Below are 18,543 nucleotides of genomic sequence, written 5' to 3'. Positions count from 1 at the left end.
TCAATGCGAGGTGAGCGATGGCAGAGGGTTTCCACCCCGCCCTCCCCGGAGCCGGCCAGGGCGCCGCGGGACCCGACCGCACCCGGGTGCACCGCGTGCGCAGCGCCGAACTGTCCGCCGACACGGCGCAGTCGACCGGGATGAACCGCATCGAGGCGATCAGCGGCAAAACGGTGGGCTCCGAGCACCTCTGGACGGGGCAAACGCACGTGGCACCGGCCACCGCGTCGTCGAACCACCACCACGGCGAGTCGGAGACCTCGATCTACGTGGTGGCCGGGCACCCGCGCTTCGTCTACCACGACGGTGGCGGGGAGGTCTCGCTGGACACCGAACCCGGCGACTACATCTACGTGCCGCCGTTCGTCCCGCACCGCGAGGAGAACCCCGATCCGGACGACGAGGCCGTGGTCGTCATCTCGCGGACGACGCAGGAGGCGATCGTGGTGAACCTGCCCGCGCTGCACCCGCTCGACGAGGGGTGAGGGGAACGCCCGGCGAGATCAACCGCGACCACGGCGGCCGCGGTCCGCACTTCGACGCTCCCGCGGGACACCACCTCGAGGTCCGCACGCACCGCTACAACTGAAGTCTGCTGAGCAGCGCGGCGCGTCGCGGAACGGACCCGCACCTCCGGCGAACTCCGCCAGCGTGCGCCCGTCGAGCAGACCGATCCCGGACTCGCGGGGCGCGGTGCGAGGATGCGGCCATGAGCGAGCACTCGGACTCGTCGTCCACACCGCTGGCGATCCGCCTCGGCCGCGAAGAGCTGCTGATCCGCAAGCGCTACGAGACGCTCAGCATCGTCAACGACGTCCTCATCGCGCTGTGGTTCCTCATCGGCAGCGTGCTGTTCTTCTGGGACTCCACGAACACAGCGGGGACCTGGCTGTTCGTACTCGGCAGCGCGGAACTCGGCATCCGCCCGCTCATCCGGTTGCGACGGCACGTGCACCTGAAGAGGATCCACGAAACCCCGCACCCGGCCGCCGAATCCGACCAGGACTTCTGACGTCCAACCGCACGTCCACCGCCCCGCTGCGGGCGCAGTGGTCGAGCGCTGCGGGCCCCGTTCGGCAGAACCACCGGCTCGTGCGGTGCCACCGAAAGGTAGCGCAAATGCGAACTTCGGGGCATTGATCGTGCCGCGTCCCGCTCTACCATCGGCGCGATGGGATCACGGGACGGCCGCGGGGCGAAGCCGGTGCGACGACCGGGGTTTGACGCGTTCATCTCCTACAGCCACGCGGTCGACGGCAAGCTCGCCCCCGCTCTGCAACGCGAGGTGGAGCGGTTCGCCACGCCTTGGCACCGGGCGCGTTCCCTGCGGGTTTTCCGCGATGACGCCAACCTGACCGCGAGCCCGGAACTCTGGTCCTCGATCGAGCGCGCCCTGCACTCCTCCCGGTGGTTCGTGCTCATGGCTTCCCCGCAGGCGGCACGATCGCCGTGGGTGGACGCGGAGGTCGCCTGGTGGCTGGCGAACCGCTCCGCGCAGCGGTTGCTGATCGTGCTCACCGACGGCGAGTTCGCCTGGGACGAACGCGCCGGCGGCGTCGACTGGTCGACCACCACCGCGTTGCCTCCCGCGCTGCACGGGGCGTTGCGCGAGGAGCCGCGGTGGGTGGACCTGCGGTGGTTGCGCTCGGCCGAGCAGGTCGATCGGAGCAACCCCAGGATGCGGGACAACATCGCGGACATCGCCGCCGCGATCCGCGAGATGCCGAAGGATTCCCTGGTCGGCGCGCACATCCGGCACCAGCGCCGAACCGTGCGGCTGGCGACCGCGGCCGTGAGCACGCTGTCGTTGTTGCTGGTGGCGACGTTGATCGCTTCGGCGGTGGCGGTCGTGCAGCGCAACGCCGCCGTCGAGGAGGCCGAGACCGCCCGTGCGCGCCAGCTGGCGGGACTCGCCGTGGCGAACCTGGACAGCGACCTCGAAGCGGCGCAGTTGCTGGCCGCCGAGGCGTACCGCACCCGGGCGGACGCGCAGACGCGTTCGGCGCTGTTCCGGTCCGCGGCGGCGAATCCGGAGCTGACCCGGTTCCTGCCCGCCGGGGCCGAGGTCACCACGGCCACCGGGGCGACCGACGCCGGGGTCGTCGTGGCGGGCACCGCCGACGGACGCGTGCTGCGCTGGGACCTCACCCGCGGGAGCCGCGCCACCGGCCGGATCGGCAACGCGCCCATCACGGACCTCGCCACGGACTCCACCGGCGAGGCGGTCCTGGCCACCGACGGCTCCGCGGTGCGGACGTGGAATGCGTCGATGGACCGGGACCGGACCGTCCACTCCGGACCTTCAACGGCCGTGACCGTCACGCCATCGGGACGCCACCTCGCCGTGCTCACGCGCGCCCCGAACGGGCAGGAGGCGGAGTTGATCGCCTACGCCACTTCCTCCCGCCGAGCCGGCTCCGCCTCGGCGCGAGCGGCGGTGCCGGCGACCTTCTCCGAACTCGACGCGCCGGAGGACGACGCGCTCGTCCTGAGCACGAAGTCAGGACAGTGGCAGCGGCGCACGCTCCCGGAACTCGGCGAGGAGGCGACCTCGCGGCAGCCGCTCACTCCCGCGAGCGCGGGGACCACCGGATCTTCGGCCGACGGCACGTACTTCGGCGTGGACATCTACGGGCGCGCCTCGATCTGGGACAGGGAAGATTCCCCGGAGAACCCGCCCTGGAAGCACCCCGATCTGACGACCACCACCGGCACCACGCGAGGGGACAGAGCGGACGACTTCACGATCAGCCACGACGGCAGCCGCACCGCGACGGCGGTCGGCGGGGCGGTCTACGTCTCCTCCACCGCACCGGACGAGCAGAAGTTCGTCCCGGAAGCGCTGACCGGCACGGACACCACCACGCGCGGAACCCTCTCGTTCGTCGGCGAGCACCGGCTGGTCTCGGCCTCCGGCAGCACGCTCGCCGTCCGGAACCTCAACGCACCCGGCCGGATCGGGTCGGACGCCGGGATTCAACTGGACCACGGAGTATCCGCCAACTCCCCGCGCCTGGCCGCAGCCCCCGGCGAGGACGTCGCCGCGTACAGCAGCAGCGACGAGATCATCACCTACCGCACCCGCGGCGCGCCCGAAACCCGGAAGCTGTTCGGCGAGAACGACCTGGCCGGCAGCGACATAATGCTGCCGGTGTGGAGCCCCGACGGCCGACGTCTGGCGCTGCTCGGTGCGGACCACGCAGCACTGGTCGTGCATCCCGACGCACCGGAAAGCACCGGCCGGAACTGGAGTCCGGTGCGCCCCGCACCGGGCAGCACCCCCGTCGCCGCGCGGATCTCCGCGGACGGCGGCACGATCGCCGCACTGGGCTCCAGGGGCGACGGGGTGGTGCGCAGCTTCCCGGACGGGGAGGTCCAACGGACCTTCCCCGGCAACGTTCCGCCGTACGCGTCCCCGAGAATCCTCTCCCCGGAAGAAGCCGCGATCAGCCACGACCTCGCGCGCGCTGCGGTCGCCGAGGAGTCCAACGCCGCAGTCATCGACCTGCGCACGGGGCAGCGGCGGCAACTGCCCGGCGGCCCGGCCGAGGCCGTGACCTTCACCGCGGACCGGTTGCTCGTCCTCCGCGGCGACGGGGCGGTGGAGGTCTGGAACAACGCGGGGACGCAACGCCTCCAGTCGATCCCGGGGACGGAGGGGGACTTCCTGCCAGTCCTCGCGGCCCAGCCGAACGGCAACCTGATCGCGCGGTTGCGCACGGACAACACCATCGTCCTCACCCAGCTCGACTCCGGTGCGCCGCTGGGCTCGTTCACCATGTGGCGCCCCGCTGACACGAACTCCGCCATGACCTTCACCGCGGACGGCGACCATCTCCTGGTGGCCACCCCGAACGCCCGCCTGACCCGGTGGCAGATGACCGAGGGGTCCTGGCTCCGCGAGGTGTGCGCGCGTGCCGGGCGGGACCTGACCGCGGCCGAATGGCACAACTACGTCGGCACGGAACCACCGGAGGACCTCCGGTGCGCGCGCTGATCCCGAGCTCCCGACGACGCCTCGGCGGGGACTCCGCGGAAGGATCCGCGACCCGCAGGCCGGGAAACTGCTCGGGACCGACGTCCGCGGGGATCCGCGCCGCCCTGTTCTGCCCGCGCGCGTTGCGGCACAAGCACCGGCAAGAGGGTTGCCACGGCGCCGCCCGTCGCTGATGATCTCGCGGTGACCGGTGGTGCCGGCCGACTTCGGCATCGTGGACCTCGACTCGTGGAAGAGGGGGCTGCGGGCGAGACATGACCACGTCCGATCCGCACGTCGCGCCGACGCTGCGCCCGGAAGACCACCCGGGTCTGTTCCAAGCCGCTGACCAGGCGTCGCAGACGGGGCAACGCCGCTACCTCCGCGCCGTCCGCACCCGGTTGATCCTCTCGGTCCTGGCGGCGGTGTCAGCGGCGTTCACCATCGAGGCCGATGCGGTGGACTGGGCCGCGGTGGCCACCGCGTTGTGCTTCATCGGCACCCTCGGCGTCGAGGTGCTCGTGCTGCGCGGTCGACCGAGCCAGACCTGGTACCAAGGACGTGCGCTTGCGGAGTCGACGAAATCGCTGACCTGGCGCTACGCCGTCGGCGGCGAGCCGTTCCCGCCGGAGCTCCCCCCGGCCGAGGCCGATCAGCGGTTCACCCGGCGCTTGGAGGCCCTGCGAGGTGATCTGGCCGCCGTGCGGCTGCTGCCCACCCGAGCCCCGGCCATCAGCGATGCGATGCGCGCCCTGCGCAGATCCCCCTTGCCCGACCGGCGAGACGCGTACCTGATCAGTCGGATCGACGACCAGCGGACCTGGTACGCGGGCAAAGCGCTCTTCCACGAAAAACGCGCGAGCAGGTACCAAACGCTCACGATCGCCTGCGAGATCACCGGCATCGCGGGCGCGCTGGCCCGCGCGTTCGGAGTGGTCCCCTTCGACCTCGCCGGCATCGTGGCCGCCGTGGTCGCCGCACTCGCCGCCTGGTCCACCACCCGCCAGCACACCACCACCGCAGAAGCCTACGTCGTCGCCAACCACGAACTCGGGCTGATCCGCGAACGCCTGAACCACCACACCACCGACGACACCTGGGCCGAGGCCGTCACCGACGCGGAAGCCGCCATCAGCCGCGAGCACAGCACTTGGCGCTCTTCCCACAGCGAATAGGCGCCGCGGTGGCGCCGCACGGGCTGCAGCGCACCACGGGGCGCCCCGCCGGGCGGTGGACGGCGCGCGGATACCGGTGCGGGCTCCGGGCGCTCTCCGGTCCACGGTGGACTGCCCGGCGCCGCCGAGTGCCGGAAATGCGCTGAACAGCAGCTCCGCACGATCCGTTTTCGCTCGGATGCGGTAGTGACAGGACCATCTCCGCGGAAGGATGGTGGACGGGAACGCGCTGCGGCGGTGAACAGGTGAAGCGCACGTGAACTCGACCCGGTGTCGCCGAAGCCGTCCCCCGCACGCCCCGTGAACACCGAGGGGAGGCCGCATTCCGGCGTCCCCGAGCGCAGAGTGGGAGTTGCTTGGTGATCAATTCGATGCCGTTCGGCGGGGACGGGGAGCCCGACCGGGGTGGTACCGGGGAACCGGGCGCCCCGACCGGGCGCTACGTGGTGGTGCTCAGCGACGACGTGCAAGGGGACTGGTCGGCGACGAACGACGTGTTCCGCTCGGTGGCCGGGGCGTCCAACATCGCGAGCACGAACGACTTCCCGGACGGCGCGCTGGACGTCGAACAAGCGGCCTCGGCGGACGCGACGGTGTTCGCCGAACTCGGCGTCGGCGTGATCGCGGCGGATCCCGAGCGGGTGGGATCGATCATCGCGGCCGCTGGCGAGGACTCCCGGGTGCTCGCGGTCGAGCCGGAACAGACCATGCACGCGCTGGCGCAGCCGCGGTCGCTGCCGGCGGAGTACCTGCAGGGGTTCCGGGACGCCGCGGTGAACCTGTACGAGCACGTCAACGGAGGAGCGCCACAAGCTCCGGCGCCGCCGGGGGCAGCGGCCGGGCCAGGGGCGGAATTCGCGGACACGCCGGAATTCACGTGGGGACTGCAGGCCACCGAGGTCGCCCGCTCCCAGCAGAGCGGATCGGGCGTGCCGATCACCGTTCTGGACACGGGTTTCGACCTCGAGCACCCGGACTTCAAGAACCGCTCGGTCACCGCGCGATCGTTCGTGTCCGGTCAGCAGCCCCAGGACGGCCACGGCCACGGCACGCACTGCACGGGCACGGCAGCCGGGCCCGAGCAGCCGCCGAACCCGCCCGGCAGCCGCCGGTACGGGGCCGCCCACGCGGCCGACATCCAGATCGGCAAGGTGCTGAGCGACGAGGGCAGCGGCACCGACAGCAACATCCTCGCCGGCATCAACTGGGCGATCGCCACCGGCAGTCGGGTGATCTCGATGTCCCTCGGCGCGAACATCCGCGAGGTGTCGCAGCGCTACGAGCAGGTCGGGCGTCGCGCACTCGAGCGGGGCTCGCTGATCGTGGCCGCGGCCGGGAACAACGCCGACCGGGCCCAGAACGACGTCGGCTTCGTCGGCGTGCCGGCCAACAGCCGCTCGGTCATGGCGGTCGGTGCGGTGGACGACCAGCTGCGCATCGCGAACTTCTCCGCCCGCACCAATCCGGTGCAGGGCGGGCAGGTCGACATCGCGGCGCCCGGTGTTGCGGTGTACTCGTCCTGGATCATGGACCAGCGCTACAACACGATCAGCGGCACGAGCATGGCCACGCCCCACGTGGCCGGCATCGCGGCCATGTGGTCGCAGCACAGCGGTGCGACCGGGACTTCGCTCTGGGCCCTGCTGATGCGCACCGCTCGACGGCTCGAGCTGCCCTCGCTCGACGCGGGCGCGGGTCTGGTGCAGGCACCGCGGTGACCGACCGGTTGCCAGGGGGTCCCGATGCCGGACAGGGTGACCGTGATCGTCGACGAGGACCAGGGGGTCGGGATCGACGAGCTCGCCGACCGGTTGCGCAGCGCGGGCATGCAGGTCGAGCAGGTGCTCGGTGAAATCGGGATGATCACTGGCTCCGTCCCGCGGGAGCATCGCGAGGGGGTGCGGACCACGCCCGGCGTGGCCGGCGTCGAGGACGAGACGACGTTCCACGCCCCTCCGCCGGACGACGACACCCGGTGATCTCCACGGATCACCGCGTTGCGGTTCGGTCTCGAAGAGACCCTCCCGCGGGACCGACCGGTCCGCGAACCGCCAGACTGCTCGGATGGAGCTGGATCAGCGACTCGTGGACGCGGCGGTCGACCAGGCGGAGCGCCGCGGTCGCGCGGCGGCCGCGGCCGTGTACCTGCGCGACGGTCGAATCCTCACCAGCGTGTGCCTCGACAACCTGAATGCCGCGGCCACGTTGTGCGCGGAAACCGGGGCGATCTGCCAGGCCTACACGCTCGGCGTCCCGGTCACCGCTTCGGTGTTCGTCAGCAAGTGGGAAGGCGCCAGCAGTTTCTCGGTCCTCGCGCCCTGCGGGATGTGCCGAGAACGCCTCGCGCTGTGGGGACCGGACGTTCAGGTGGGCGTGGCGGATCCGGAATCCGCGTCCGGCTGGAGCGCACGGACCCTCCAGGAGCTCAACCCGTTCTACTGGGGCGAGCACTTCGCCGACGGCGACGCCTGGCCCTCCTCCGCCGCGCACGCGTCCTGAGCGCCGGGGACCCCGCGGCACGGGAGATCCGGCCGCGGCGGCAACTGATCCGGCACCACCACATGCTCGTCGGACGTACTTCGTCCCGTTCTACTCGCCCGTCAGGAAATTCTCCGCTTCGGTCGCGAGGAAGTCCCCGCCATGCTCCCGACAGCTCCGCCGACCACGGTGCCGACGCCCGGGCAGATCGCGGAGCCGACCGCAGCACCGGCCGCGCCACCGACCGCTGCTCCACCGAGGCTGGCACCGGCATCCATCGCGGCCTCCCCGGCCGTGTCGGTCCCGGTCCCGCAATCAATCGCTTCCGAGGTCAGCGTCATCGCTGTCCCCGCACGAGGCACTCCACGCAGAACAGAGCTCGCCCCTTCGGCGACTTTCGAACCGCCTTTCACGTACTTGCTCGCGTCCGCAGCGGCGATATCACTTCCCCGACCCGGCTTCTCGGCGAGCCGCCCCGTCCTTTTCTCCTCGCGCATCCGCGACTTTGCTCTGGGCACGGGTCTGCACGGCCGCGACCTTGGCCTCGGCGGCGTCACTGCTGTGGTCCGCCGCCTTGGCCATCCTGTCCATCTCCTCGGTCCGGCCGTCCAAAGCGTCAGCCCTCTCGAAGAGCACGGAGGCGCTGTCGCTGGTGGTCTTGATCGCGGTCAACCCACCGGTCACCGCTCGCATCACGTGGGTCTTGACGGTGTTGACGGTCTCGTCGGGATCCTTCAACTGGCCTTCGGGCTTGCGGTGCGCTTCCTCCTGCTTGCTCCGCGCGTCCGCGACCGTGTCGCCGGCGGCCTCGAACGCCTTCTGCTTCTCCTCAGCGAGTTGTTCGGCGCTTCTCCGCCTGATCGCGCTGGGCGGCGATGAACAGCGGCACCAGTCCGGCGAGGACGAGCACGAGGGCCAGGGGAAGGAGCCACCAGGCAACATCGGGTGTCTGTGGGGTGCGCCACTGGATCGCGCACAGCGGGAGGAGCGCCAAGCCCAACGCGGTGTTCAGCGCCAGGACCGCCTTGGCGCACCGCGCTGCCGAAGCCCAGGTGGCGGTGCGTTTGACCATGCCGGGTGGACGATCGCGTGGTAGTTCGCTTTCCGGAGTGGTGCGTGCGATGCCGAAGGCGGTGCCGGTGAACAGCACCGTGGTCGCGAGGTAGAGGAATACCGGGAGGAAGGCGGAACCGACGGTCTTGGCCGTCCACGCATCGACCCCGCTCGGTCCGATGTGCTGGGGAACCTGCTCAGGCAGGTCGGGGTACACCGTCGCTGCCCACGCGGTCATGGTGATCAGGAGCGCGAGGCTCGGCATCAACCACAGCCGTGGAAACCCTGGCCGGGGATCGGTGGACATCGCGCCTCCCGCTGGACGTCTGCCGCGGCATATGCACCCTATCCGGCAGCATCCGCACAGACGGCCCTCACCGGACGCGCAGGCGAGCGAGCAGAGGTGCCCGGCCGGACCTGTCCTCGGTCAAGACCGTGCAGCTGGCGCTCGGACACTCCTCCCCCACGACGACGCTCGAGACCTGCACCCACGAGTGGCCCGAAGCGATCGAGCGCACCCGGTCGTTGGCCGGCGAGTCACCGGAGCCGATGTAGCGGCGTCATCTCGCACGCGAGGTGCTCCCCGCGCTGGAGCCGTCGCTCACTCAGCGCCCGGCCCCCACTCCGGCGCAGGTGAGAGGCCGTCCCCGCGATAGAGCCCGCGCTTGCCGATGTAGCGCACCCCGGGGAGCTATGACCAGCTGAACACCCTGCGAATCGCCTGTGACCAGGAACGATAGTTCTCGTGGCTTGTCCCCGTTGGTGGGGCTTGCTCGCGCTCGTTTGTACCGGATTTGTACCGGGCCCCGGGTGCGAGCACGCCGCGCAGAAGCGCACGTACGCGCACAGCATCTCGCACGCATTCGTCTTGACAGCTTCCCAGCACCTCCGCCGTACGTACCCGCGATGGTTGGATACCGCCAACGGTGACCCGTTTGGCCGATTTTGCCATGATCATCGGGCAGCTACGTTGTTGCCCCGTGAAACAAATGGGGAAGTACTGGGGATTCATCGCAGTCGCCGTCGCGGCCTATGGCTGGTTCAGCGGCTCGCTCGCGCCAGGTGCGCTGCTCATACTGTCCCTTCTCGCGTTCTTCTACTGCTTGTTCCAGGCCCCAGTGTGGTGCTGCGCCGCGACCCGCGAAGGGGGTTTCTGCAGGAGAAATGCGTCCGGAATACTCATGGGGTGCAGCTACCGGCAGCATCGATGGCAAAAGCTCAAGATGTTCATACGCACATCGGCGTGGGGCGCACTCGGCAAGCGATTAATCACAGGATTCCACGGGGCCGCAACGAGTTTGAGCGCCCTGGGAACACTCATTTCTGCCGTGGTTGCGACGGCCGCGCTCTTCGTTGGAAAATAGCTCCCGGAACGAAGCGGTGATCCAGCGCTTCGCGACACGTTGACGTCCCATCCGTGCGACCCGTCCGCAATACCAATTATGTCGTATTCAGCTGCTCCATTTCGGTGAGAGCTGCTGTAGGTGAGTAGGACTTCGCATCCCGCCGGCGCCCGCATTGGATACGGTGCGCGTGATCAACGATGTGAGGAAGCGAGGTCTGCATGCTGTCGGAGGGGTCCGACAACGGCGAGGGCGTGGTGGCACCCGCTGTCCTCGGCGAGCAGCGGGTGCCGGTGTACGTTCCGTCGCAGCCGATGGCGGCCGAGGACCACGAGGCGCAGCTGGAGCTTCGCCGCACCAGCGAAGGCGCGCTGGCTCTGGTGACCTACACCAGCCTGGAGCGGCTGGTGGAAGGTTGCGGAAACCAGCAGGCCTGGATCAGCGTGCCGGAATCGGAACTGCGCCAGCTCGCCGAGCAAGTGGATGCGCAGGTCATCCTGCAGGACGTGCCGCTGCCGGACGAGCAGCATCAGGACGAGGCCGAGTAGCTGGGGGACTGCGGTGGACAGCTTCAAGTGCATCCCGGAAGAACTGGAGACGCTGGCCCGCGGACTTGACGACGCGGCTGACACGCTCGACGAGATGGGGCAGGCTCCGGTGGCCAACGCCGGCGAGTCGATCGCGCTGGTCGCGCAAGCGGTGGCTCGGCTCTCGCAGGCCAGCGTGGGGGTGAGTGGCGGGCTGCACCAGGCGGCCGAAGACCTGCGCGCCACCCGGTACGAGTACCGCCGCATCGACCAGGACGCAGCTGACGGCATGCCCGCTCCGCCGGACCAGTAAAGCGCATCGAAGGAGACACCGTGAGCAGCGTCGATGTTCATGTGAAATCAGAGCCCTCCTCGTGCCGCGAGCTCGCCTCCTGGTTGCGCATGCTCGCGGCCAACGACCGCGCTGCCGCCGACGCGGCGTTCAAGAGTTCCTCGTCCTCGGAAGGCATCTGGGAGGGCCAAGCCGCGGACGCCTTCCGCACGCAGCAGTACAAGGCCGGCCGCGACATCGACGAACTCGTCGAAGGCATCGAGTGGGTGGTCCGCGGCCTGGAGCAGTTCGCCGACGACATCGACACCGTGCGCGCGGGCATGCAGCAGTGCGTGCAGATGGCCCACGATGCCGGCCTCACCGTCACCGGCAGCGTGATCCACGAACCCGAAGACGGCAGCCCCACCACCGGCGCCCCGACAGGCATGGGCGGTGACATGCCCGGACTCGACCCGCACAGCGCCGAGCGCTCCGCACTTGAGGAAAAACACAAGGCCTACCAAGCGATCCTGGCCTCGGTCGACGACAAGCGACGCCTGGAACGCACCGCCCACCGCTCCCTCGCAGACGCCCTCGACGGCGGCAACAGCATCGTCGAAACAGTCACCGCCAACCCGCAAACATGGATCTCCCGCGGCCTCATCTCCGCTGGCACCTTCCGCGCAGCTGAAACCGGTCTCGCCGCGAACGCCGAAAGCATGCGCAACTTCGCCGACGAGTTCGCACGCCTGTCGGCAGACTCGACAATGCCCGCAGAAGCCCGCAACGCCCGAATGCAAACCCTGCTCACCAACACCGGCATGGAAGACCAAGCGGCCACGAGCAACAGGCGAATGCTGCTCGGCGGTTCCCGGACCAAAGCAGGTGCCTACGTGCTGGATCGACTCTCCGCCAACATGGGCGGGCAAAAGAGCACACGTCTGGCAAAAGTCGGCAAACTCTTCAACGTGACCGCCGGTTTGACCGCAGTCGGCTTCACAGCCCAGGACATCATGAATGGCGAACCGATCGGGAAGTCCGTGCGCGTCAACATGGGCGGATACGCCATAGGCACCGCCGGCGGCTCAGCAGCTACATGGGCAGCTACGAGTGGTGGAGCGCTGTCGGTCGCAAGTGCCCCGGTCACGGCACTCGGTCTGGGCGTAGGCTTCGCCACCGCAACCGCCTACACCTACTTCCAAGATCACGATCTGCGCGACCTGGGACGCGACCTCGGCGGCGACCGAGGCGACGGCCCCAACGACAACACCGACGAGTACAGGAAGGCACGGATTGGCCGTTGACGATCCCGCCGCCCACCTTCCACCGCGGCCCGACCCAAACACCGGCGAACCCGCTCCCCCAGCTGCGCCGACACAGCATCCCGGTGGCTACAACGAGAAGCGCTGGTCGAAGCCACCTGCACCACCACCCGACCAAGGTCCTACCCTCGCCTACTTCCGCGAGCGCAAGCTCGTCTCATGGTTCGGCGGACTCATACCACCCGCCGTGGCGATGACCGCCTTCGTCCTCCACGGCGGACTGTCAGCGTTCACCAAATGGCCACTCTGGGTTATCGCAGCGATTCTGTACGGCTGGAGCGTCTACGTCCAGCGCGCGAATCGCGTCGCCGCGGGTGCCGACTGGCTGTCCATCCGCCAGCACTGGGTCAAGACCTACGAACTGACCAAGATCGCGTACAACACCTACGGCACCAACCAACCATGCCTCATGCTCCAGGACGCAGACGACCGCAGCGTGGAGATCCCGATCAGCACCGTCGAAGGTGACCGCACCGTCTGGAACTACGTCTACCTCGGCATGCGCCACTCCGCTGCCAACGGCGCCAAACTCAACCGCAACGCCCGCAACGCCTACCCCGACCTTACCGACACGAACCGCAGAGCCAACTCCGAAAACCAGTGACGCACCGACAACTGCCCCAACCTGCTAATAAACTGGTGTACCCCGGGTTTGGCGGAGCCGGGTTTCTAGATTTCATGCCACGGTGAGCCTGCTGCGTTCGTACTCGACCGGCGTGTGCATGTCGAGTCGGCTGTGGCGCCGCTGGCTGCGGTCACGTTCGGAATCCTGATCCTTCGGCGGTTTCTCGCCCTTGAAGAATCCGGGCGCCCGCGGCGGCCGTGGCTGCCCCGTCCCCCGATCCGGCCGCGGCTGCAACTGATCCGGCACCACCGCGCGCTGCTCCACCGACCCCAGTGCTCTCACTCCGGATCCGGGACTTCCAGCAACGAGTGCGCGGCCCAGTTGGTCTTCGCACCGTTGACGGCCGCCGAGTGCAGCAAGCCGTTGTAGACCAGATCCCACAAATCCCGATCTTCCTGCAACTCGTCCACCCGCACCTGAAGACTGCGGTTGCCGCTGTCCTTGAGATCCAGATGCATCGACATCCCGCGATGACGCACCTTGATCTCGGTGAGCTCGTACAGCAATACCCACATGCGGCCCACCTTCAACCAGTCAGCCCCCGCTGCCGCACCGACCTTGCGGAAGATCCCGTAGAAGCCGAGCCCCCAGAAAGCGAGGATAATCCATACCCACCAAAGTCCGACCCAACTGTAGTCGAGCCCCTGCCGGAAACCGACTCCAATCGCGATGACGACCGTACCGACGGCTGCCATACCGATCGCATAGCGCTGGCTGTGCCGGTACCACTCCAGCACCGGCCCTTGCCCCTCCGGGGGAGCAGGCTTGCGCCGCTGGCTGCGATCACGCTCCGAATCCTGATCCTTCGGCGGCTTGTCCCACTTGATGAACCCCGGCGCCCGCGGCGGCCGCGGCTCACCAGTCCACCGATCCGGCCGCGGCGGCAACTGCCCCGGCATCACCGAACTCTCCTCAGACATTCCGTCCCACCTATTCGCCCGTCAGGGCATCCTCCCCCGTGGTCGCGAGGAAATCGCCGAGCATGCTGCCCGCCGCTCCTCCGATCACGGTACCGAGACCAGGGCAGATGGCCGAGCCGACCGCAGCACCGGCTGCACCACCGACCGCTGCTCCGCCAAGGCTGGCGCCGGCGTCCATCGCCGCCTCACCGGCCGTATCGGTTCCGGTCCCGTAATCAATCGCTTCCGAAGTCAGCGTCATCGCTGTGCCCGCATATGGCAGCCCGCGGAGCACGGAACGCGTTCCTTTCGCGACTTTGGAACCGCCCTCCACATATTTGCTCGCGTCCGCAGCGGCGACATCACTGAAGCGACCAGCCTTCTTCGCGAGCCGGCCCGTCCTCTCTCCTCGCGCATTAGCAACGGTGGCCTGGGCGCGGGTCTGCATGGCCGCGACCTTGGCCTTGGCGGCGTCGCTGCTGTGATCCGCCGTCTTGGCCAATTTGTCCATCTCCACCGCTTGACCTCGCAATGTCCGCGCCTCCTGGAAGAGGGCGGAGGCACTGTCGCTGGAGGTCTTGATCGCGGTCAACCCGCCGGTCACTGAACGCATCACGTGCGTTTTGACCGTGTTGAAGGTCTCGTACGGATTCTTCAACTGCCCTTCGAGCTTGCGGTGCGCTTCCTCCTGCTTGTTCCGCGCGTCCGCGACGGTTTCACCGGCTGCTTCGAATGCCTTCTGCTGCTTCTCCGCCGCCCCGCTCGGGCCGCTGGGTTGTCCGGCAGGATCGCTCGAACCTGGCTTCGGAGGCAGGATCTGCCTACCATTGATGACTAGGCCGGCGTCGCGAGCGGTACTGCGTGCGTCGGCCATGCGCCGCTTGACGGTGTCGATCTCGTCGGCGAAGACCTCCAAGGCCGTTTTGACCTTGTTGATCCCGCCTTCCAGCTCGTCAGCGTTCTTGGCGTGCTTGCCGAGCTCACCGCGCGCCGCGTCCGCTGCGGTGCCCCGCCAGAAGCCCTCGGAGCCGCTGCGCTGCTGGCTCACGGCATCGGCCACCTCGGTGACCCCACCGGCGAGCTTGCCCAACCACTCGGCGGTGCGCCGGCACGTGTCCGGCTTGTCCAGGACCTCGGTATCCAGTTCCCCAGCCACTGTTCTGCTCCCCTCAGTCCGGCCGACCGGCGTACTCGTCGCGGTACTCCTTCTGCAGCCGCTCGGCGTTGCGGTTGTCCACATCGCCGTAGCTCCCGTCGCTGGCATCGATCTTGCCCGCAACCTCGTCGACCGTGGCGAGCAGCCCGGCAGCGGCTTCCGAGAGCTCCCCCAGCGTGTTGCTCATCCACTCGGCCGAACTGCTCACCTCGGGCATGCCGGGTGAAGACTTCGCCGCGCTCTCCAGTTCGTCCGTGCTGCTGCGCAACGCGGACGCCATCTGACGCACCTGTTCATGACCGACCTGGACTTCATCGCCGGACATGCCTCACTCCTCTCCGCCGTGCCGCAGGCGTTGCGGCAGCGGTGTGTCCAGACAGATCGTGTGTGCACCGCACTGGCGCCGGACGTCGCCGAGCAACCCTGCCGGAACCGGTGCTGCGGCCTGATGAGGTCCGCACCCTTCGCGCAACGCGGTCTCCGAGGTGTAGGCCATGATGGCCAGTCGATCCCCCGGCATCGGTTGCAGTTCCAGTTCGACGTTCTCGGGCCGGCCGCTGAACGGACGGGACGCGAGGTGCACCGTCGTCCAGTCGCCGGACTCCGCCTCGTTCCAGTCGGCCTCGTCCTCGGCCCAGCCACCCGCGGTTCCCCGCAACTCAGGAGGAACCGGTGCGTCGAGAAGCACGCTGAACCGGAAGCTCGGCGGTTGCATCGCCGAGCCCTCCGCCAGGCACGCGATCTCCCGAACCTTGGTGGTGGGCAGCAGGATCCACGGCTGATCCGCACCGCATCCGGCGAGGAACCCGTCCAGCGTCGAATACCCCAGCACCACCAGTTGCCCGGAGAGCTCCCTGGTCTCCAGCATCAGCCCGCCGGTGTCCTCGTCCGGACGACAGGCCAGGTACAGCTGCGCAGGCAACAAGTCCTTCTCATCCGGGTCATAAGCCCGGGGCTTCTCGGCCAGTTCGACCATCACGACTCCAGCTCGGTGCGGGCTACGCCGCAAAGATCCTAACGGGCTCGCCTCCGCCACATCCTCGACTTCGCACAACCCGGGCGAAACAACACGAATGACCTTTTTGCCGGCCACGCCCCCATCATGGGCCGTCGACCTGGAGGCAAGCTTCGGAGAGGAGAGCCTGCAGGCCACCATCAGCCAGAGAAACCCCTTCAGATATCTGCACCTGCGAGACCCACTTGAGGAGCAGCGACTTGCTGATGAGTATCAGTGTTTGTCAGTAGCTGCTGTGAGCTGCTCTGATGCCCGCCGCGTCGTACCGGTCATTTGTCAGTAGCAGGCAGCTCTTGCAGTGGTTTTGTAGGGGTTAAGTAGGGGCGCTGGCCGCTGAAGCAAGCCTGCGTGAGCCCCTACGCCCAGAGCGACCGCCCGTTAACCTGCGACGAAGCTAAGGACGTCTCGCCTCGCTTGCCGTTGTCTCCGTTATTTGTCCTCGATTAGTAGCAACGAGGTCGCGTAACCGGCCGCATGCAACCAGATCCATCTCAAGCTCTGAAGGAGTGCACCACTCACGGCAACCCCAGATGACCAGGAAAAATGTCAGTCCTATCCATGAAATCCGTTGCCTCGCAACTAAATCCGAAAAGTGGAGATCTTTCGCATGGCGAGACCCGCTATTATTCCACCGTGTGATGATCACCTACAGCCATCAGTAGTACACTCATTGCACATGATGGCGCCCGCCACGAGCTGCCACTCGTGACGGGCGCATGGATACCTAGATGTTGTTCCTTCATCTGGGTTACCGCACCAACCCGAACTGGCATCCGACTGGTCGCGGTAGTCAGTGTAGTACAGGCCCGACCTGGAAGACTGACATTCGACCGGCGGGTTGCCTCAACACGTGGAGGTAATCGCCATGAGCCGGGCTTGTACCGAACCAGGTTGCCCCCGCACCGCGACCCAGAACAACCAGACCGAGTGTCATCAGCACGGGTCCCGCGCCGCTATGCGCCTCTACGTGGAGGGCCGGGAGCCGGATCGCATCACCTATCCCCGCACTGGGGTAACGACCTTCTACTTCGGCAAGCGTTTGGTCCAAGCACACCGCACAGTGGTCGCACGAGCTATAGGCCGCCCCCTAGAAGAAGGAGAGCAAGTATACCGTCGAGCTGGCCGCAAGGGGAGCCATGAGCTAGCTGATCTTATGCTGCTCTCCCCTGCTGATGAAGGAGTGCAATGTGTCGTCCGCTTCGAGGCCGATGGCACGCCTGCCTACAGCACCGAGAATACCGGCCCAGACCCGAAGGTCTCCAACGACAACGACGAACTCAAACCGACCGAAATGGCCCGAATCTATCTCGTAGCAAAAGAGCAGGGCATGAGTGTTCGGGACTTCCTGGCTCAACAGTTCACTTAGACAATTCAAGAACAGCTAACCCCATAACCCTTATTAGGACGCTGACCTGCGACGGAGACCCTTCGCTGGCCAGCATCCTTATTCGTCGTTGGGTGCTCTGAGCTCAGATGTCCTCACGACTACCTAGTGGGTCGTCCAAGATCGTTGGTCGGTTAATTGATCTGCGTGGTGATGAGTCAGGCTGGTTCTCACGTGTCGAGTGTGGGAGGTGGCGATGGCTCGTCGTCCGGAGGTGTTCGTCCGGTCGCTGTCGATGGCGGAAGGCCATCAGCTGCAGCGGATCAGCCGGAGGGCGAAGGATCCGGTCAAGCTGCGCAGGGCGATCGTGGTGCTGATGTCCGCCCAGGGGCAGGCGGTTGCCGACATCACCTCGTTGATGCAGGTCAGCGACGACTATGTGCGTGATGTGATCCACGCGTTCAACGAGCGGGGGTTTGATGCGTTGCACCCAAAATGGAACGGGGGACGTCCTCGCAAGATCAGTGAGCAGCTTCGTGAGCGGATCTGCTTGATCGCCCGGACGTCCCCGGCTGACTGGGGTATCACGGCGTTTTCGACCTGGTCGCTGTCCAAGCTGCGCGAGCACCTGATCCAGCGGTGCGCAATCGTGGAGCTTTCGACCGAGACGTTGCGGCAGATCTTGCGGGCCGGTGGCGTGTCGTGGCAGGCCACAACCACGTGGAAAACCTCCACTGACCCGGAGTTCCTCACCAAGATGCACCGCATCCTCGCGCTGTATGACCAGCCGCCCGCCGACGGGCGCGTGGTCTGCGTCGACGAGTTCGGGCCGCTGAACCTGCTGCCCCGCAAGGGCAAGGCTTGGCGACCGTGCCAACAACCCCGACGCCAACGCGCGACCTACCACCGCCATGACGGGGTCATGCACATGCTGGCCGCTCTCGATCTGAACAGCGGAAAGATGCACTACCGCATCCGCAACCGCAAACGCCATCGCGAATTCCTCGACCTGCTCACAAGCTTACGAGCCCGATGGCCCGGCGAGAAGCTCTACATCGTCTGCGACAACTTCTCGCCGCATCGTCACCCCGCAGTGCGGACCTGGGCCGCTGCCCACCACGTCGAGCTCGTCTTCCTGCCCACCTACGGATCCTGGCTGAACTGGATCGAGTCCGAGTTCGCAGCCCTGCGCTATTTCACGCTTGATGGCACCGATCACCGCAGTCATGCCGAACAGAACGCTGCCATTCGCGCCTATGTGCGCTGGCGCAACGCCCGCGCTCTGCCCAAGACCGGATTCGCCACCGACTCACCCATCCGCACCTGGACCCATTACCCGGCCAAGGTTGCCTGACGCGCCACTAGTAGGGCTTTGTTAG

General features: G+C 67.6%; 21 protein-coding genes. 14 read left to right on the top strand and 7 right to left on the bottom strand.

Annotated features, from left to right (window positions below):
• Positions 1–17 precede the first annotated feature (17 nt).
• From ACVGV0_RS05280 to ACVGV0_RS05250, 7 genes are all read left to right on the top strand, one after another.
• Positions 18–485, top strand: a complete 468-nt coding sequence (locus ACVGV0_RS05280; protein ID WP_459158727.1) for a cupin domain-containing protein — start codon at positions 18–20, stop codon at positions 483–485.
• A 224-nt stretch (positions 486–709) separates the two neighbouring features.
• Complete coding sequence (locus ACVGV0_RS05275) at positions 710–1,012, top strand: YrhK family protein (protein ID WP_459158726.1); 303 nt, start codon at positions 710–712, stop codon at positions 1,010–1,012.
• A gap of 159 nt (positions 1,013–1,171) precedes the next feature.
• The gene (locus tag ACVGV0_RS05270; RefSeq protein ID WP_459158725.1) at positions 1,172–3,997 is read left to right on the top strand and encodes a TIR domain-containing protein; all 2,826 of its coding nucleotides are present in this window, start codon (positions 1,172–1,174) and stop codon (positions 3,995–3,997) included.
• 254 nt (positions 3,998–4,251) lie between these two features.
• Positions 4,252–5,151 (top strand): DUF4231 domain-containing protein, encoded by a 900-nt coding sequence (locus tag ACVGV0_RS05265; protein WP_459158724.1) that lies wholly within the window; start codon positions 4,252–4,254, stop codon positions 5,149–5,151.
• A gap of 359 nt (positions 5,152–5,510) precedes the next feature.
• The gene (locus ACVGV0_RS05260; RefSeq protein WP_459158723.1) at positions 5,511–6,869 is read left to right on the top strand and encodes a S8 family serine peptidase; all 1,359 of its coding nucleotides are present in this window, start codon (positions 5,511–5,513) and stop codon (positions 6,867–6,869) included.
• 24 nt (positions 6,870–6,893) lie between these two features.
• Complete coding sequence (locus ACVGV0_RS05255; protein WP_459158722.1) at positions 6,894–7,130, top strand: hypothetical protein; 237 nt, start codon at positions 6,894–6,896, stop codon at positions 7,128–7,130.
• Between the two features lie 85 nt (positions 7,131–7,215).
• Positions 7,216–7,650: a cytidine deaminase gene (locus ACVGV0_RS05250; protein ID WP_459158721.1), complete on the top strand. Its 435-nt coding sequence runs from the start codon at positions 7,216–7,218 to the stop codon at positions 7,648–7,650.
• Positions 7,651–8,070: 420 nt separating this feature from the next.
• Here ACVGV0_RS05250 and ACVGV0_RS05245 read toward each other — a convergent pair whose 3' ends face one another.
• Together ACVGV0_RS05245 and ACVGV0_RS05240 are read right to left on the bottom strand one after the other, a co-directional pair.
• Complete coding sequence (locus ACVGV0_RS05245; protein ID WP_459158720.1) at positions 8,071–8,367, bottom strand: hypothetical protein; 297 nt, start codon at positions 8,365–8,367, stop codon at positions 8,071–8,073.
• 91 nt (positions 8,368–8,458) lie between these two features.
• A complete protein-coding gene (locus tag ACVGV0_RS05240; protein WP_459158719.1) occupies positions 8,459–8,989 on the bottom strand; it encodes a DUF1648 domain-containing protein in 531 nt (176 codons plus the stop codon).
• Between the two features lie 619 nt (positions 8,990–9,608).
• On the opposite strand from ACVGV0_RS05240, the gene ACVGV0_RS05235 reads away from it, so the two are divergent.
• From ACVGV0_RS05235 to ACVGV0_RS05215, 5 genes are all read left to right on the top strand, one after another.
• Positions 9,609–10,046 (top strand): hypothetical protein, encoded by a 438-nt coding sequence (locus tag ACVGV0_RS05235; RefSeq protein ID WP_459158718.1) that lies wholly within the window; start codon positions 9,609–9,611, stop codon positions 10,044–10,046.
• A gap of 200 nt (positions 10,047–10,246) precedes the next feature.
• Positions 10,247–10,573 carry an SAV_915 family protein gene (locus ACVGV0_RS05230; RefSeq protein ID WP_459158717.1) on the top strand — a complete coding sequence of 109 codons (327 nt, stop codon included), beginning with the start codon at positions 10,247–10,249 and terminating at the stop codon, positions 10,571–10,573.
• Between the two features lie 13 nt (positions 10,574–10,586).
• Positions 10,587–10,865: a hypothetical protein gene (locus ACVGV0_RS05225; protein ID WP_459158716.1), complete on the top strand. Its 279-nt coding sequence runs from the start codon at positions 10,587–10,589 to the stop codon at positions 10,863–10,865.
• Positions 10,866–10,885: 20 nt separating this feature from the next.
• Positions 10,886–12,127, top strand: coding sequence for a hypothetical protein (locus ACVGV0_RS05220; protein WP_459158715.1), 1,242 nt, complete (start codon positions 10,886–10,888; stop codon positions 12,125–12,127).
• Positions 12,117–12,749, top strand: coding sequence for a hypothetical protein (locus ACVGV0_RS05215; protein WP_459158714.1), 633 nt, complete (start codon positions 12,117–12,119; stop codon positions 12,747–12,749). The genes ACVGV0_RS05220 and ACVGV0_RS05215 overlap by 11 nt, the downstream gene beginning before the upstream one ends.
• A 72-nt stretch (positions 12,750–12,821) precedes the next feature.
• Here the strand turns inward: ACVGV0_RS05215 and ACVGV0_RS05210 are convergent, their stop codons facing one another.
• The 5 genes from ACVGV0_RS05210 to ACVGV0_RS05190 are packed head-to-tail and all read right to left on the bottom strand — an operon-like array spanning position 12,822 to position 15,918.
• Complete coding sequence (locus tag ACVGV0_RS05210; RefSeq protein ID WP_459158713.1) at positions 12,822–13,034, bottom strand: hypothetical protein; 213 nt, start codon at positions 13,032–13,034, stop codon at positions 12,822–12,824.
• Between the two features lie 14 nt (positions 13,035–13,048).
• Complete coding sequence (locus ACVGV0_RS05205) at positions 13,049–13,690, bottom strand: hypothetical protein (RefSeq protein WP_459158712.1); 642 nt, start codon at positions 13,688–13,690, stop codon at positions 13,049–13,051.
• Between the two features lie 10 nt (positions 13,691–13,700).
• Positions 13,701–14,825 (bottom strand): hypothetical protein, encoded by a 1,125-nt coding sequence (locus ACVGV0_RS05200; protein ID WP_459158711.1) that lies wholly within the window; start codon positions 14,823–14,825, stop codon positions 13,701–13,703.
• A 13-nt stretch (positions 14,826–14,838) separates the two neighbouring features.
• Positions 14,839–15,150 carry a hypothetical protein gene (locus ACVGV0_RS05195; protein ID WP_459158710.1) on the bottom strand — a complete coding sequence of 104 codons (312 nt, stop codon included), beginning with the start codon at positions 15,148–15,150 and terminating at the stop codon, positions 14,839–14,841.
• Between the two features lie 3 nt (positions 15,151–15,153).
• Complete coding sequence (locus ACVGV0_RS05190; protein WP_459158709.1) at positions 15,154–15,918, bottom strand: SAV_915 family protein; 765 nt, start codon at positions 15,916–15,918, stop codon at positions 15,154–15,156.
• An 877-nt stretch (positions 15,919–16,795) separates the two neighbouring features.
• Here ACVGV0_RS05190 and ACVGV0_RS05185 point away from each other — a divergent pair.
• Both ACVGV0_RS05185 and ACVGV0_RS05180 read left to right on the top strand, forming a co-directional pair.
• The gene (locus ACVGV0_RS05185) at positions 16,796–17,206 is read left to right on the top strand and encodes a hypothetical protein (protein WP_459158708.1); all 411 of its coding nucleotides are present in this window, start codon (positions 16,796–16,798) and stop codon (positions 17,204–17,206) included.
• Positions 17,207–17,420: 214 nt separating this feature from the next.
• A complete protein-coding gene (locus ACVGV0_RS05180) occupies positions 17,421–18,518 on the top strand; it encodes an IS630 family transposase (RefSeq protein WP_459158114.1) in 1,098 nt (365 codons plus the stop codon).
• Positions 18,519–18,543: the final 25 nt, after the last annotated feature.

It is taken from the genome of Salinifilum ghardaiensis (assembly GCF_054491345.1).
Note: the sequence above shows the minus strand (reverse complement) of the source record. Positions and strands in the feature narration are given on the sequence as shown.

What these genes read in the sequence shown, in the direction of transcription:
- ACVGV0_RS05280 (WP_459158727.1), top strand. Translation starts at nt 18, where the DNA reads ATGGCAGAGGGTTTCCACCCCGCCCTCCCCGGAGCCGGCCAGGGCGCC.
- ACVGV0_RS05275 (WP_459158726.1), top strand. Translation starts at nt 710, where the DNA reads ATGAGCGAGCACTCGGACTCGTCGTCCACACCGCTGGCGATCCGCCTC.
- ACVGV0_RS05270 (WP_459158725.1), top strand. Translation starts at nt 1,172, where the DNA reads ATGGGATCACGGGACGGCCGCGGGGCGAAGCCGGTGCGACGACCGGGG.
- ACVGV0_RS05265 (WP_459158724.1), top strand. Translation starts at nt 4,252, where the DNA reads ATGACCACGTCCGATCCGCACGTCGCGCCGACGCTGCGCCCGGAAGAC.
- ACVGV0_RS05255 (WP_459158722.1), top strand. Translation starts at nt 6,894, where the DNA reads ATGCCGGACAGGGTGACCGTGATCGTCGACGAGGACCAGGGGGTCGGG.
- ACVGV0_RS05250 (WP_459158721.1), top strand. Translation starts at nt 7,216, where the DNA reads ATGGAGCTGGATCAGCGACTCGTGGACGCGGCGGTCGACCAGGCGGAG.
- ACVGV0_RS05240 (WP_459158719.1), bottom strand. Translation starts at nt 8,989, where the DNA reads ATGTCCACCGATCCCCGGCCAGGGTTTCCACGGCTGTGGTTGATGCCG.
- ACVGV0_RS05230 (WP_459158717.1), top strand. Translation starts at nt 10,247, where the DNA reads ATGCTGTCGGAGGGGTCCGACAACGGCGAGGGCGTGGTGGCACCCGCT.
- ACVGV0_RS05205 (WP_459158712.1), bottom strand. Translation starts at nt 13,690, where the DNA reads ATGTCTGAGGAGAGTTCGGTGATGCCGGGGCAGTTGCCGCCGCGGCCG.
- ACVGV0_RS05195 (WP_459158710.1), bottom strand. Translation starts at nt 15,150, where the DNA reads ATGTCCGGCGATGAAGTCCAGGTCGGTCATGAACAGGTGCGTCAGATG.
- ACVGV0_RS05185 (WP_459158708.1), top strand. Translation starts at nt 16,796, where the DNA reads ATGCGCCTCTACGTGGAGGGCCGGGAGCCGGATCGCATCACCTATCCC.
- ACVGV0_RS05180 (WP_459158114.1), top strand. Translation starts at nt 17,421, where the DNA reads ATGGCTCGTCGTCCGGAGGTGTTCGTCCGGTCGCTGTCGATGGCGGAA.